A 14,700-nucleotide genomic window follows, 5' to 3' on the forward strand; every position below is an offset into this window, starting at 1 on the left:
ATCCTTTCTGACAATGAAAAAGAATTCTTGGGCGTTTGTTCTGCTGCCACTTGGCATCGTTATTCTGTTCTTACTGAACCTCTATATCGGTTCGGTACGCATTCCGTTTAACGACATTGTGGATATTTTCTTAGGGCGATTTGAAGGCAAGGAGAGTTGGCGTTTCATCGTTTTAGAGAACCGTTTGCCGCAAGCTATTACGGCAATGTTCTGCGGCGGCGCACTTGCAGTAAGCGGTTTGATGCTGCAAACCGCCTTCCGAAATCCATTGGCAGGTCCCGACGTGTTCGGTATCAATGCAGGAGCAGGCTTGGGCGTGGCACTCGTAATGCTGCTTTTGGGCGGCAATGTGTCTACGGTTTTGTTCTCGGTATCGGGCTTTATGGCGGTGCTGGTTGCAGCTTTTGCAGGCGCAATGGCAGTAACGGCACTGATATTCTTCTTCTCGCTTATCATCAGAAACAGCGTCTTGCTGCTCATCATCGGCATTATGGTAGGCTATATGTCATCGTCCGTAGTGTCGTTGCTCAACTTCTTTGCCACCGAAGAAGGCGTAAAAAGCTACATGATATGGGGTATGGGCAATTTCGGAGGCGTATCTATGGAACACATTCCTGTGTTTATGGCGATTGTCAGCATAGGCATTTTCTGCTCTCTGCTACTGATGAAGCCGCTCAACGCCTTGCTGCTTGGAGCGCAATATGCCGAAAGTTTGGGCATCAACACACGCCGAACACGCAACTATCTGCTCGTTGTTACAGGTTTGCTGGCAGCCATTACCACTGCTTTTTGCGGTCCAATAGGTTTCATTGGCTTGGCTGTTCCCCACATTGCGCGCCTCTTGCTGACCACCGAAAATCATCGTTTGCTGCTGCCTTCTACCATTCTCAGCGGTGCGTTGATAGCTCTTTTCTGCAACCTTATTTGCTATTTACCTGGCGAAGGCGGTATTATTCCACTCAATGCGGTAACGCCTTTAATCGGTGCACCCGTAGTAATTTATGTACTTATGAAGTCGAAAGGTTAGCAAAACCCACAGAAAAATAATTCAATAGCTTTTAGCAGTTGGATTATTTTTTGTAGCTTTGCAAACAAAATCGGTAGTGGAAGCTATGCGGTTAATCTAATTTAATAACAATGAACACAACTAATTTATCACCATTCAGACGAACAGTAGTAGGCGTACAATTCCTTTTCGTGGCTTTTGGCGCAACTGTCCTCGTTCCGTTGCTCGTTGGGCTCGACCCTGCCACAGCCCTTTTCACGGCAGGTATCGGAACTTTCATTTTCCATTTAACCACAAAAGGCAAGGTGCCTATCTTTCTTGGGTCGTCGTTTGCTTTCATTGCACCAATCATTAAAGCCTCGGAGCAGTGGGGAATGCCTGGCACATTGGCAGGTATCATTGGCGTTTCGCTGGTCTATTTCCTTATGTCGGCACTCATTAAATGGCAAGGCAGGAAGCTGCTAAACAAACTTTTTCCACCTGTCGTGATAGGTCCTGTCATCATCTTGATTGGTCTTTCGCTCTCGAGTTCGGCAGTAGATATGGCTAAGAACAACTGGCTTTTGGCTGGCATCTCGCTTACAGTGGCTATCTTGGTGCTTACTTTGGGAAAAGGACTCATCAAGCTCGTGCCCGTAGTTTGTGGCATTGTAGTGGGCTATATCGCAGCGGTTTGTATGGGAGAAGTAGACTTCACGAACGTGGCAGCTGCACCTTGGTTTGCATTACCGCCTGCATTGGCTGACTTCCACTTGCCACAATTTGCCTGGGAACCCTTCCTTTTCATGATTCCAGTAGCCATTGCACCCGTTATTGAGCATATCGGCGACGTTTATGTGGTAGGAGCTGTGGCACAGAAAGACTTCGTAAAAGACCCCGGACTGCACCGAACAATGCTCGGCGACGGCTTGGCTTGTCTTGCAGCAAGCTTCTTCGGTGGTCCTCCTGTTACGACTTACAGCGAAGTTACAGGTGCTATGAGCATCACAAAAATCACTCAACCACAGGTAATTCGCATTTCGGCAGCCACTGCCATCATCTTTTCGGTAATCGGAAAGCTCAGTGCCTTGCTGCAAAGCATACCTGCAGCCGTGCTTGGTGGCATTATGTTGCTGCTCTTTGGTACCATCGCTTCGGTGGGCATACAGAACCTTATACAGCACAAAGTGAACTTGAACCACACCCGAAACACCATCATTATTTCGGTAACGCTGACCATTGGTATTGGCGGTGCTATCCTTACTTATGGCAATTTCGCCATGAGCGGCATCGGTCTGTCGGCTATTGTAGGTGTACTTCTTAACCTTGTGCTTCCACACCCAAAAGAAGAAGACATATAAAGAATAATGGTTTATAAAGGTTTGTTTGCCACAAATAAAAAGTAACCTTGCGGGACAGCTGTGCAAAAACACGGTTGTCTCCGCTTTTTTAAGACACTACCAAGTTTTTATCGGACATCAATAATCCTGATAAACCAGTATGCGGTAGATGATTTGGGTAACGAATACGATTGTACAATACAATTTTCATCAATTTTTTGTAATAAAGAATTGTACTGATATCTATCAGTAGATTGAGTTTTAAAGATGTGAAATTCTTGCTAAAGGGGGGCTTTGTTAGAATCGGGTATAGATAAAAGGTTGGATGTTGTTTTGGCTTAGATTAATGACAAGCTGCAAGACAAACAGGAAGATTACCAATTTTGCCAGCCACGGTAGTGAGATGAACTTTTGCCGGAGCCACTTGTAGTCGTTCTGGCGAATGGAATGCAGTTCCAAGCTTACTGTTAATAGCATTATCCACAGTAGGCGAGCGTTAATGAAATTCTGGAAATCTACGAAATGCAAGTCGGTAAAAATCTTGCCGATAATGCTAAAAGCCGTGTGAACGTCGTACGAGCGGAAGAATATCCACGCAACAGATACGTAGGCGAAAGTTATTGTCCAACAGAAAATCTTCACATATATTGTGTCGGGAACTTTATTGAGACCTCTGTTGCGAGCGAACTTATGGACTGCTAAACCGATACCGTGCAGGATTCCCCACAACACGAACATACCCGATGCGCCGTGCCACAGTCCTGCCACTATCATTGTTATGAAAGTGTTCCGATAAGTCTTTAACTCGCCTTTTCGGTTTCCACCCAATGGTATATAAACATAATCGCGGAACCATTGCGAAAGCGTGATGTGCCAACGATGCCAGAACTCCGTCAGATTCAGACTCTGATACGGAGAGTTGAAGTTGTTAGGCAGCTGGAAGCCCATAAGTGCTGCAATGCCAATCGCCATATCGCTATAACCCGAAAAATCGCAATAGATTTGCAAAGTAAAGCCTAAGACACCCATTAAGTTCTCGAAACCCGTGTAAGCCAATGGGTCTGCAAATATCCAATTGTTATATTGCGCCAAGTAATCGGCTACCAATGCTTTCTTCAGCAAGCCACAGATAATGAGCCACAGACCCGTATTTATGAGTTGCTTATTGTTTGGTTGCGGTGCATCTATTTGTGGAATTAAAATCTTGGCACGTGTAATTGGACCTGCTATCAGCAACGGAAAGAAAGTAAGATAAAAGGTGTATTCCAGCAAACCCGTCGTCTTGGGGAAACGCTCTTTATACACATCGACCGTGTAGCTAATGGCTTGGAAGGTATAGAACGAAATACCGATGGGCAACAACAGCTGCAAAGGCGCGAAATTGCTTTGCAGCAGATGATTTAAAATATCGAGTGTGAAATTGGTGTACTTATAGTAAAGCAGCGGTAAAAGTTCAATCAGGATAACGAGCGAAAGCCCTATTCTGCGTGGTTTTCCACGCCGTAACCGCATCATCTTCTTGGTCAGGAACCATGAAAGTAATGTTGTTATGGGCAGCAAAACCATCAGAGCACCGTTCGCTTTATAGGCAAAAAGCAATCCGAAAAGTACGACATAGGCTTTCAGCCACGCCTTTCTATAATGGTTTATATAGAGATAAACCGCAAAAAAAACAAGAAAGGCAACCATAAACGACAGCGTGCAGAACGACCAATCCTTATTGGGGGTAGTCAAAAAGGAAAGCAATGCGTTTATTGTCTGCTGTAAATCTATCATTTATCCTACTAAAATCCCTTGAAAGAAGGTTGTAAAAGTTTTGTATTCGTTGCCTTATGGTGTTGTTGAGGAGTTTTCAGCACTACGGGATAAGCCGCTTTTGAACTTCCCATAAATGCAGCAACCTTGTTCAACCACAACGCAGCAGCCTTCCAAGTTGGGTGATAACGGTCGGGACCGCGCTTCAATTTCAATCCTCTACTGTCAAAGAAGCAACCTTGTCTCGTATGCTTCTTCATCAAATTGATAATTCCTGTGTCGCCATTCCAGCTTGCAGGACTTATCCAAACGTAAGGATAGTTGCCCAATTTCGCTACTATCGCCTTTATATTCGCCTCTCTTGCATCTAAATCGTTAATGAAAAGCTCGTTGCTACCCAAGCAAAGCAAGATGTAAGTAGGCTTATACTGCTTTATGAAATGCTCTATCGTTTGCGAATTTGCCCACTTTTCGGTGGTAGAACCATACCAAATAACGGTGTAGAGCTTGTGTCCGTTCGCTCCAGCATAGTCGCCGAGTTGTCGAGACAAGCCTTCTACCATCGAATCGCCTATGAATAAAAACGTCTGATTGCGCCTATACTGCTTCTTTTCCTTTCGCTTAGCAAGTGCAACCGAATCGGTTTTATCAGCTTTTCGCAGTTGTGTAAGGTTGATTTTCTTCAGCGAGAACTTGCCAAAAGATACTTCTCCCGGCACAACTGCATAGCCTATGACGATTGCCAACACGACAACCAACAGCAGAAAAATCTTGCTTTGCTCGCGCACTCTGCCTACAAATTCAGTTCAACCTCGACAGGGCAGTGGTCGCTACCATACACTTCCGTGTGTATTTTAGCATCGACAAGCTGCTCGCGCAAACGGTTCGACAACAAGAAATAGTCGATGCGCCACCCTGCATTCTTCTCTCTTGCCTTGAAACGGTACGACCACCACGAATAGGTAACCTGCTCTGGGTAAAGTGTTCGGAAACTGTCGATGAAGCCGTTGCCAAGAAACTGCGTCATCTTTGCTCTTTCCTCATCGGAGAAACCTGCATTCTTGCGGTTTGTCTTAGGGTTCTTTAAGTCGATTTCCTCGTGTGCAACATTCAAGTCGCCGCACACTATTACAGGCTTTTTCTCGTCCAATCGTTTCACGTATGCTTGGAAGTCGTCTTCCCATTGCATTCTGTAATCCAACCGTTTCAAACCATCTTGCGCGTTGGGAGTGTAGCACGTAACGAGGTAGAACTTCTCCATTTCGAGCGTAATAACCCTGCCTTCGTGGTCGTGTTCATCTATTCCTAATCCATAAGAAACACTCAAAGGCTTGTGCTTCGTGAAGATTGCCGTGCCCGAATAACCTTTCTTGTCGGCATAATTCCAGTACGACTCGTAACCGTCGAAGGCTATATCGAGTTGTCCTGCCTGCATCTTTGTTTCCTGCAAGCAAAAGAAATCTGCATCAATCTCTGCAAAACTTTCTTTGAATCCCTTTGTAACACAAGCCCGAAGACCGTTTACATTCCATGAGATAAACTTCATATTCGTAGTGTTTCTTTTGTTTTTATTCTGTTTGGATTGCCCTCTCAGGCTACCATTCCTTTATATTCGCATTGTATCAGAATGCACAAGATTCATAAATTCCTCACGCGTTTTCGCCTGATTGAATGCTCCGCTGAACGCACTTGTTGTTGTAATAGAGTTTTGTTTCTCTATGCCACGCATCTGCATACACATGTGTTTCGCCTCTACCACTACCATTGTGCCGAGCGGGTGTAATGTATCTTGTATGCAATCCTTAATCTGTTGTGTCAATCTTTCTTGCACTTGCAGACGATGACTGAATATATCTACCACGCGTGCAACCTTGCTCAAGCCTGTAATATATCCGTTGGGAATGTATGCAACGTGCGCTTTGCCATAGAAAGGCAGCATGTGGTGTTCGCACATAGAGAAGAAATCAATGTCTTTTACTATTACCATCTGGTCGTATTTTTCAGCAAACAGTGCATCGGTAAGCACTTTGTGTGGGTCTTGTGTATAGCCTCGTGTCAGCACTTGCATTGCTTTTGCCACACGCATAGGCGTCTTTTCAAGTCCTTCTCTGTTGGGGTCTTCTCCTAAAAGTTGCAATACGTGTCGGTAATGTCCTGCGAGTTCGTCGAGACCTTCGCGGAATTCTATATTTAATGTCATTGTTGTTCTTGATAAATCTTATAAAACTATCTTATAATAATGTTTGTTCTGTCATTTAAGACGAACTTATCCGATTGGTGAAACCTATTCATTCGTCGGTTAAGGCTTATTCAACTGTCTGATGAAAGCTGCCCTCTCGTCTGATAAAATAAAATCAGTCGACTGATTTTTAAAATTGGTCGACTGTTTTTTCCAAATTAGTCGACTGATTTAAAGTGCCCGTTCGGCAATTGAGAATGAAGCAGATTAGTAATCCATTCCGTATGCATCGCCAAGCACTTCAGTTGTTTCTATCGTTACCATCGTTCTGATAATGTTGGCATGGGTAAATCCTTCCTTCTTCAACTTCCTCATTACTTTCTGCGCCTGTTCGTAGTTTGTGAAGTTTCCTACTTGACACATCCAGCGAGGAGAATAGAAATGAACGTATATGGGCTCTGTTTGTAATATCTGTTTAGCCTTCTGTCCCCATCTTTCAGCTTCCTTTCGGGCTTCTCTTGTATTGCCTCCTGAATAAGCCAACACGCGAAATCCCCTTACTTTCCTTACACCTTTTGCCACACGTTTCGTTACCGTCTGCCTGATTGTAGTACCATCAGTGGGGTCGATAAGTGGGCGGCGAACCTTCTTTCGTACAAGTTTCGTACGCGTAGACGCAGTGCGCGGTGCCGGAGATGGTGTCGGTGCTTCGATACGAGGCTCTACTCGTGGAAGAACTGCCGAAGGTACAGTTAGTTTTTTCACCGCTCCTTGTGGCTGCGGTTGTGGTTTCTTCTTGTTCGCTTTAGTATTTTTCTTTCCGTTCACCAACGCGTCAATATCCTCACTCTGCGTTACAGTGACAGTACCTTGTGCACCAACAGCCAGACAGCTAAGGAGTGCGACGACCAATATGGTAAGGAATTTCTTCATTTTTCTTGTTTTTATAAAGTCCCCAAGAGCTGCCACCGCTTACGGTTAGCAGCTCGCAGGACTTTTCGTTTATTTGTTTTTACTTCTTCCAAGCGTCGATGATACCCTTGAAATCGGCAGCTTTCAACGAAGCACCACCTATCAAACCACCATCAATATTAGGCTTTGAGAATAATTCAGGTGCATTGCTTGCCTTGCAGCTACCACCATAAAGAATGCTTGTATCTTCGGCAGCCTCTTTGCCATACTTCTCTGCTACGATAGAACGAATGTATGCAAGTATTTCCTCTGCTTGGTCAGATGTTGCAGTCTTTCCTGTTCCGATAGCCCAGATTGGCTCGTAAGCAAGGATAATGTTCTTCCAAGCCTCTGCGCCAAGATGGAAAACAGAACCTTCGAGTTCAGCCTTCACCACCTCGTTCTGCTTGTTTGCCTCACGCTCTTCCAATGTTTCGCCACAGCAGAAAATAACCTTCAAGCCGTTTGCGAGTGCCAATTCTACCTTTTCTTTCAATATTTCGGCTGTTTCGCCATAGTATTGACGGCGTTCAGAGTGTCCGAGAATAACATATTCAGCACCTGTACTCTTCACCATTGCAGCAGAAACCTCACCTGTGTAGGCACCTTTTTCCTTGTTGGCACAGTCTTCTGCACCAAGCTTTACCAAGTCCTTGTCCAACACGTTGGCAACGCTTGCCAAGTGAATAAAAGGAGTGCAGATTACAACATCGCAGTTAGGCTTGTCTGCCTTCAAAGCGTTATTGATTTCTGTTGCTAATGCAACACCTTCTTGCAGGGTTTCGTTCATCTTCCAGTTACCTGCTACAATTTTCTTTCTCATATTTCTTTTACGTTTTAAAAGTTGATAAAGTTTCCTTTTCTGTTCATTCTTTACGAGCCATTGCTCCTTTTCCTTAATCCACTGCTCGCGCTTCTTCACCCATTTTGTCCACGCCCAGAAGCGGTCGGCAATAATGAGCAACACGAGTGGCAGCAAGTAGCAAAGCACTATTGTCAGTATTTTCTTCCACGTACTGCTTTCAGGTTCGTGCCCGATGGTGAGCAGCGACAAAGGTGCGTTCAATTCTTCCACCTTTGGAATGTCGTTGTGGTTCCACTTGTTTATTATCGTTCCCTTGTACAGCAACACGAGTCCGGGGTTGCTTCTTATCACGGTTTTCAGCGTCGTACCGTCGGTAGTGTAGAATGGATATTCCGCCCCCGTTATGTCGCGCCAGTGCTTTATGCCCTTCTCGGTGCTCGATGTCAAGCCGTAGAAAGCATAGCCGTTTTCCTTTGCATATTCGTATATGCCTTCAATATCGCCGAAATTCCTATCTTGTGCTACTTCGAGCAAGGGAGAAACCAGCAGGAATGTATATCCATCTTTGCTCAATATCTGTTCGGTAAGGTCTTCCCCTGTTTTTTCGTCCGTGATGGAAAAGTCGTGAATGGGTGGTTCGTATCCTTTCTCTACGACCTCTTGCTTTGTGTCTACAAACACCCATGTGCTGTCGTTGTAGGGATAATTGTTTTCGTTGAACTCTTTCTGAACCCCATTCTTGGTACAAATAAATGTTGTTTTATATTTGGTTTGCTTCGCACCTTTGGGTATCTGCATTCCTTTCAGAATGTTCTGACCGATATAATAAGGACGAAAATCGAACAAAGGTAAATGGTAAAGACTTAACAATGATACTACAACAATGAATATCATCGTGAAGTAAGTAGCTATCCACTGGTTGGTTTTCGAGATGAAACGAACTTGATAGAGTGGCCACCGCATAACGACAACAACCGCAGCGAGCAGCACCAAATTCTTCGCAAAGGTCTGACTGTTTGTCAGATGTATGGCATCGCCAAAGCAACCGCAGTCTTGAACAGGATTGCTTATGGTGAGCCAGAGCGTTATCAGTGTCATTCCGAGCATCAGCACGAACGACAATTTACTTACCAGACGGCGGCGGATTGCCAACAGAAGTAATATTCCGATTGTGAATTCGGCACCCGAAAGCGAGATGGACATCATGAGCTGCACCCAGTCCGGTATCTTTCCTGCCATGCCCAGTGCCGTCAGGTAGTCGCCTATCTTGTATTGTGAGCCGAGTGGATCTATTGCTTTTACGAAGCCCGAAAAGATAAATGTCAGGGCAAGCAGGAACCGGCAGATATTTACTAATGTTGATTTTAGTTTACTCATTACTTAGTTTTATAGCTCCAAACACTGCATAGATAATAATGTCCATATAGTTTGCGTCGATGCCTTCGCTCGCCAATGTTGCACCTTTTATATTCTCTATTTCCTTCACGCGTTCTATTTTCGTGAGGATAAAGTCGGTGTAGCTGCTCACGCGCATATCGCGCCATGCCTCTCCGTAGTCGTGGTTCTTCTTCAGCATTAGTTCGTAAGTAGCCTTTTCGTATTGTTCGTAGAGCGCAGTAGCCTCTTCCGGAGTAATGTCCACTGTGTCTGCGAATGGGTGTGCAAGTTGTATCAAACCAATTATTCCGTAGTTGATGAGGGCGATGAACTCTCCCCTGACACTTTCGCCCACGTGGTTTTCGCCTGTTATTTCTATCGAACGAATGCGCTTTGCTTTTATAAAGAGCTGGTCGGTAAGCGACGATGGGCGCAGTATTCGCCACGAAGCACCATAGTCGTGCAGCTTCTTCGAGAAGAGCGACTTGCATTCGCTCAGAACTTCTTTAAATTCTTGCTTGGTCTTTGCTATCTGTTCCGGCATAGTGGATATTTTATTTACAATGCAAAAATACTGAAAATATACGAACTAACAAAATCATTTATATAATATATGTATACGAACAAGTTTTTGGATCTACGGTTATTGCGTACTGCCATTGTTGTATCTAAGTAGCCTTTAAACTATAAAAAGGAAGTAGAACAATAGCGGAACAGCAGTTTTAGTATGTATGCGCAACATTTCTTTCGGGTTCTCGCCTTATTTTCTCTATGGTTTCATATTATTTTTATACACACTAAATAGTAGTACTTAAGTTTAAGTATGTTTGTATTTAATATTAAGTATAATAATTTTTAAATTTAAGTATAATTGTATTTAATTTTAAGTACTGCTATTTGACGCCTATAAAAATATGATTAAACTGTGGTTGAAATACCATTTAAACGGCTTCTGAATTATGAATATCTATTCTATCGCATTTTTCTTACCGATAATGGGCTATTGATAAGAATTTATAGCTATTCCAAAAGATAAGCCAATAGGGACTGTCTAATATAGAAAAAAGCTGTACCTTTGCGTTCAGAATACGTAAAAGCAGGTTGCCTTGCGTGTTATTTACACCTTATTATATATAAAGAACTATCAAAAAGAAACCAAATGGACTGGAAAAAACTGCAGAACGGCTCGGATATAAGAGGCGTGGCACTCGAAGGAATTGAAGGCGAAAGCGTAAACCTCACCAACGAAGTAACAACTGCTTTGGCACAAGCATTTGTAGCTTGGCTGGGCGAAAAGAATGGAAAGACGGCGCAAACCATTGCCGTAGGCAGCGATTCTCGCATTTCCAGTCCTACACTCCTACAAGCCTTTGCCAATGGTGCAGCTGCTGTTGGTGCAACGGTGCTTAGCTTTGGTATGGCATCTACGCCAGCAATGTTTATGGCAACGGTAGATGAGCAGCTCAATGCCGACGGTGCAGTTATGATTACAGCAAGCCATTTGCCTTGGAACAGAAATGGACTGAAGTTCTTTACAGCAAAAGGCGGATTGGAAAAGACAGACATTGCGCGCATCTTGGAGCTTGCACCGCAGTTTATGGGTGCTGAAAAGAAAGGCAATGGCGAGGTGAAAGCCATTGATTTTATGGCAACCTACTGCGACATACTTGCCAACTATATTCGCCGTGGCGTGAACAACGGCGACCAACCGCTGAAGGGTATGCGTATCATCGTAGATGCAGGCAATGGCGCAGGCGGCTTTTTTGCCACCAACGTGTTGAAGCCATTGGGAGCAGACACTACGGGAAGCCAGTTCCTTGAGCCTGACGGGTACTTCCCCAACCATATTCCTAACCCTGAGAACAAAGAGGCAATGGCTTCTATTTGCAAAGCCGTTGTAGACAATAAAGCCGATTTAGGCATTATCTTCGATACCGATGTAGACCGTTCTGCCATTGTAGACAGAACAGGAAAATCCATCAACCGCAACGCACTCATTGCGTTAATAGCAGCCGTAATATTGCGCGAGCACCCCGAAAGCACCATCGTTACCGACTCGGTAACGTCCGATGGCTTGGCAAAGTTTATTGCCGACCGCAACGGAAAGCATTATCGTTTCCGCCGTGGCTACAAGAACGTCATCAACGAGTCGCTCCGTTTGAATGAAAACGGCGAGGAATCGTGGCTTGCAATCGAAACATCGGGACACGCTGCACTGCGCGAAAACTACTTCTTGGACGATGGAGCGTATCTTGTGGCAAAGCTAATTATAGAAGCAGCTTGCCTGCGCAAGGAGGGAAAAGAACTCCAAGACCTTATCGCCGACCTTCAGCAACCTGCCGAAAGTAAGGAAATACGCTTTAAAATCGACACCGACGACTTTAAAACCTATGGCGAACAGGTGTTGGAACACACCAAGGCGGCAGCCGAAAAAGAACACGATTGGCAGCTGGTAGCACCCAACTACGAAGGTGTGCGCATCGCTTGCACGGACGAAAAAGAACAAGGTTGGTTCTTGCTTCGCCAATCGCTGCACGACCCAGTGCTGCCTTTGAACATCGAGTCGAACGTTGAAGGCGGCGTCAGTCGTATCACCGACCGAGTTCTTGCTTTACTTTCCGACTTTAAAGCATTGAAGCAGTAACATACGAAATGGAGGTAAAAATAGTTTCAGCACGCCTTGAGCAGTCAGCCGTCATAGCCGAAATGATAATGGAAGCTATGAACCACGAATGCTGCCAATGGTTTGCAGGACCGCAACATACGTTAGACGACTTTTTCAATCTTATGAAAAAGCTCGTCGAACGTACCGATTCGCAATATTCTTACCTTAACACCCTCGTTGCCACTACGCCCGAAAACAAAGTCGTTGGCGTATGTGTCAGCTACGACGGAGGCTTGCTTCGCACGCTCCGTAAGGCGTTTATAGATGGTGCAAATGTGGCTTTCGGCCGCGATTTCTCCGATATTCCCGACGAAACATCGGCAGGCGAACTTTATATAGACTCACTTTGCGTGGCAAAAGAACATCGTGGCAACGGCATCGCCAAGCAGCTTCTGCGTGCAACCATAGAGAAGGGAAAGCGCATGAACCTACCCTCGGGACTGTTGGTAGACACGAACAACCCACAGGCAGAAGTGCTTTACAAAACAGTAGGCTTTGTTTATAAAGACGATAACCAATGGGGCGGCCACGCTATGCGCCACTTGGTACATTCGATATAGGGATTTATGTGTAATAAAGAAGTTTTCAGCTGTCATGAAATCATTGTTATTAATACTATTTTCTGCCCTTGCAGTGAGCGCAAAAGCGCAAAATTCACAGCAGGATTCTATCCATACCATTAAGGAAGTAGTGATTACGGCACGGCTCACGCAGCGAGAAATAGTGTCGGCACAAAGTTTGGAGGGAGCAGAACTGCAGCGACTAAACAGTCAATCCGTAGCCGATGCCCTGCGTTACTTCTCGGGCATACAGCTGAAAGACTATGGCGGAGTGGGTGGAATCAAGACCGTGGACATTCGTAGTATGGGTACGCACCACTTGGGAATATTCTACGACGGCATAGAACTTGGCAATGCGCAGAACGGACAGATAGACCTTGGACAGTTTTCGCTCGACAACATCGAGGAAATATCGCTTTACAATGGACAGAAAAGTGCCATTTTTCAGCCTGCTTCCGACTTCGGCAATGCTGGCAGTGTGTATATCCGAACACGCAAACCCCGTTTTTTCAATGGCAAGAACTACAACCTAAAGCTGAAAGCCAAGTATGGCTCGAGCGACCTCGTGCGCCTTTCTGCCTTATGGGAACAGCACATTCTGCCTACTGTTTCGACTTCGCTGAATGCAGAACACCTTACTTCGAGCGGCAAATACAAGTTCAATTACCGCCGTGTAACGCCCAATGGAGAAGTTGCTTACGATACAACGGCAATACGCCAGAACGGCGATATACGCGCCGACCGTATCGATTTCAATGTAAACGGTATCTTGGAGCGTGGCTATTGGAACACAAAAGTTTACTTCTACAATAGCCAACGCGGCATTCCCGGTGCTATTGTGAACAACGTTTGGCGCAGAGGCGAACGGCAAGGCGACCTCAATTTCTTTGTTCAAAATCGTTTTCAAAAAGACATAAGCGACCGTTTTTCAACGCAATGGTTGGCTAAATATGCCTTTTATCGCACACATTACGTAAACAAAGATACCACACAGCTGCCTGCCGACAACCGTTTCTGGCAGCAAGAGTTCTACCTTTCTACTGCCAATGCCTACGAAATATTGCCCAACTGGAGTGCTTCTGTGAGCTACGACTTCCGTTGGAACAAGCTCAATGCCGATACTTATCGATTCGTTTTCCCCACTCGCTATTCAAATTTGATTAGTTTTGCCACCGCTTTCGAGACTCGTTTCCTGCGTGTGCAAGGTTCCGTATTGGCATCGTTCATACACGATAAGCTCCACCCCAAGACCCGTTTAATGGACGGAATGAAAGCAAGGGACAACATAACAAAGTTCACTCCCGCACTGTTCATAGACTTCCCATTGGTCGATAAATATGCGAATGGCGCAACAACCAAGTTCTCTGTGCGCACTTTTGCTAAGCGCAGCTTCCGCATGCCTACGTTCAACGACCTTTATTACACCGATTTGGGCAACTCAAACCTAAAGCCAGAGAGTGCGACACAGTACGATTTAGGTATGGTTTTCCACAAACAGTACAACCAAGGCTTTGTTCGGAACTTGTATTTTCAAGCCGATGGCTACTATAACACCATACACGATAAAATCATAGCGTACCCCAAAGGACAGCAATTCCGATGGACGATGCTCAATCTTGGGCGTGTTCACATTACGGGAGTAGACGTTATGGGCTCGATAGCGTTACAACCGCTCAGCGATTTCTTGATTACGGCACGCCTGCAATACACTTACCAAGACGCACGCGACGTTACCGACGCTTCCGACACGTTCTTCAAGCACCAAATTCCGTATATTCCGTACAACAGCGGCTCTGCTATCGTGAACCTTGCTTACCGCAATTGGACGCTCAACTACAGCTTTATCTATTCGGGTAAACGCTATAACCAGCAAGAAAACATACCGAACAACTATATGCAACCGTGGTACACGAGCGACGTAAGTCTGCAATACGACTTCAAAATCTTCGGTACAAAGTGCAGGACGATGTTGGAAATAAACAATATTCTTGACCAAAAGTACGACGTTATCCTCAATTATCCAATGCCAGGCATCAACGGCGTGGTTGGATTACAAGTAGAACTATAACAAAACGAACAGACT

At 45.0% G+C, this 14,700-nt stretch carries 12 protein-coding genes; 5 read left to right on the plus strand and 7 right to left on the minus strand.

Annotated features, from left to right (window positions below):
• The first annotated feature begins 13 nt into the window (after positions 1-13).
• Both RDV52_RS06740 and RDV52_RS06745 read left to right on the plus strand, forming a co-directional pair.
• The gene (locus RDV52_RS06740) at positions 14-1,027 is read left to right on the plus strand and encodes an iron ABC transporter permease (protein ID WP_004366388.1); all 1,014 of its coding nucleotides are present in this window, start codon (positions 14-16) and stop codon (positions 1,025-1,027) included.
• A 110-nt stretch (positions 1,028-1,137) separates the two neighbouring features.
• The gene (locus RDV52_RS06745) at positions 1,138-2,346 is read left to right on the plus strand and encodes a uracil-xanthine permease family protein (RefSeq protein WP_004366387.1); all 1,209 of its coding nucleotides are present in this window, start codon (positions 1,138-1,140) and stop codon (positions 2,344-2,346) included.
• Positions 2,347-2,622: 276 nt separating this feature from the next.
• On the opposite strand, the gene RDV52_RS06750 is transcribed toward RDV52_RS06745, so the two are convergent.
• From RDV52_RS06750 to RDV52_RS06780, 7 genes are all read right to left on the minus strand, one after another.
• Entirely contained in the window at positions 2,623-4,101 is a 1,479-nt protein-coding gene (locus tag RDV52_RS06750; protein ID WP_004366386.1) for an MBOAT family O-acyltransferase, read from the minus strand.
• A gap of 8 nt (positions 4,102-4,109) precedes the next feature.
• Positions 4,110-4,868 carry an SGNH/GDSL hydrolase family protein gene (locus tag RDV52_RS06755; protein ID WP_004366385.1) on the minus strand — a complete coding sequence of 253 codons (759 nt, stop codon included), beginning with the start codon at positions 4,866-4,868 and terminating at the stop codon, positions 4,110-4,112.
• Between the two features lie 5 nt (positions 4,869-4,873).
• The gene (locus RDV52_RS06760) at positions 4,874-5,626 is read right to left on the minus strand and encodes an exodeoxyribonuclease III (protein ID WP_004362072.1); all 753 of its coding nucleotides are present in this window, start codon (positions 5,624-5,626) and stop codon (positions 4,874-4,876) included.
• Between the two features lie 60 nt (positions 5,627-5,686).
• Positions 5,687-6,280 carry a GTP cyclohydrolase I FolE gene (gene folE, locus RDV52_RS06765; RefSeq protein ID WP_004366384.1) on the minus strand — a complete coding sequence of 198 codons (594 nt, stop codon included), beginning with the start codon at positions 6,278-6,280 and terminating at the stop codon, positions 5,687-5,689.
• 246 nt (positions 6,281-6,526) lie between these two features.
• Positions 6,527-7,192, minus strand: a complete 666-nt coding sequence (locus tag RDV52_RS06770) for an SPOR domain-containing protein (RefSeq protein WP_040556825.1) — start codon at positions 7,190-7,192, stop codon at positions 6,527-6,529.
• 79 nt (positions 7,193-7,271) lie between these two features.
• The gene (locus RDV52_RS06775; protein WP_004366382.1) at positions 7,272-9,392 is read right to left on the minus strand and encodes a BT_3928 family protein; all 2,121 of its coding nucleotides are present in this window, start codon (positions 9,390-9,392) and stop codon (positions 7,272-7,274) included.
• Positions 9,385-9,936 (minus strand): DUF1599 domain-containing protein, encoded by a 552-nt coding sequence (locus RDV52_RS06780; protein ID WP_004362064.1) that lies wholly within the window; start codon positions 9,934-9,936, stop codon positions 9,385-9,387. Before RDV52_RS06780 ends, RDV52_RS06775 begins: the two co-directional genes overlap by 8 nt.
• A gap of 615 nt (positions 9,937-10,551) precedes the next feature.
• Between RDV52_RS06780 and RDV52_RS06785 the strand changes: the two genes are divergently transcribed.
• From RDV52_RS06785 to RDV52_RS06795, 3 genes are read left to right on the plus strand one after another with little or no spacing between them, the layout of a single operon-like run.
• Positions 10,552-12,036, plus strand: coding sequence for a phosphohexomutase domain-containing protein (locus tag RDV52_RS06785; protein ID WP_040556824.1), 1,485 nt, complete (start codon positions 10,552-10,554; stop codon positions 12,034-12,036).
• Positions 12,037-12,044: 8 nt separating this feature from the next.
• Positions 12,045-12,617, plus strand: coding sequence for a GNAT family N-acetyltransferase (locus RDV52_RS06790; RefSeq protein WP_004366378.1), 573 nt, complete (start codon positions 12,045-12,047; stop codon positions 12,615-12,617).
• Positions 12,618-12,651: 34 nt separating this feature from the next.
• Positions 12,652-14,685: a TonB-dependent receptor plug domain-containing protein gene (locus RDV52_RS06795; RefSeq protein ID WP_004366376.1), complete on the plus strand. Its 2,034-nt coding sequence runs from the start codon at positions 12,652-12,654 to the stop codon at positions 14,683-14,685.
• Positions 14,686-14,700: the final 15 nt, after the last annotated feature.

Origin of the sequence: Prevotella nigrescens (genome assembly GCF_031191185.1) — a bacterium.
In the GTDB taxonomy this organism is placed as follows: domain Bacteria; phylum Bacteroidota; class Bacteroidia; order Bacteroidales; family Bacteroidaceae; genus Prevotella; species Prevotella nigrescens.

Bases quoted from the DNA above. Each gene is read 5' to 3' on its own strand.
- RDV52_RS06740 (WP_004366388.1), top strand. From the start codon at position 14: ATGAAAAAGAATTCTTGGGCGTTTGTTCTGCTGCCACTTGGCATCGTT.
- RDV52_RS06745 (WP_004366387.1), top strand. From the start codon at position 1,138: ATGAACACAACTAATTTATCACCATTCAGACGAACAGTAGTAGGCGTA.
- RDV52_RS06750 (WP_004366386.1), bottom strand. From the start codon at position 4,101: ATGATAGATTTACAGCAGACAATAAACGCATTGCTTTCCTTTTTGACT.
- RDV52_RS06760 (WP_004362072.1), bottom strand. From the start codon at position 5,626: ATGAAGTTTATCTCATGGAATGTAAACGGTCTTCGGGCTTGTGTTACA.
- folE (WP_004366384.1), bottom strand. From the start codon at position 6,280: ATGACATTAAATATAGAATTCCGCGAAGGTCTCGACGAACTCGCAGGA.
- RDV52_RS06770 (WP_040556825.1), bottom strand. From the start codon at position 7,192: ATGAAGAAATTCCTTACCATATTGGTCGTCGCACTCCTTAGCTGTCTG.
- RDV52_RS06775 (WP_004366382.1), bottom strand. From the start codon at position 9,392: ATGAGTAAACTAAAATCAACATTAGTAAATATCTGCCGGTTCCTGCTT.
- RDV52_RS06780 (WP_004362064.1), bottom strand. From the start codon at position 9,936: ATGCCGGAACAGATAGCAAAGACCAAGCAAGAATTTAAAGAAGTTCTG.
- RDV52_RS06785 (WP_040556824.1), top strand. From the start codon at position 10,552: ATGGACTGGAAAAAACTGCAGAACGGCTCGGATATAAGAGGCGTGGCA.
- RDV52_RS06790 (WP_004366378.1), top strand. From the start codon at position 12,045: ATGGAGGTAAAAATAGTTTCAGCACGCCTTGAGCAGTCAGCCGTCATA.
- RDV52_RS06795 (WP_004366376.1), top strand. From the start codon at position 12,652: ATGAAATCATTGTTATTAATACTATTTTCTGCCCTTGCAGTGAGCGCA.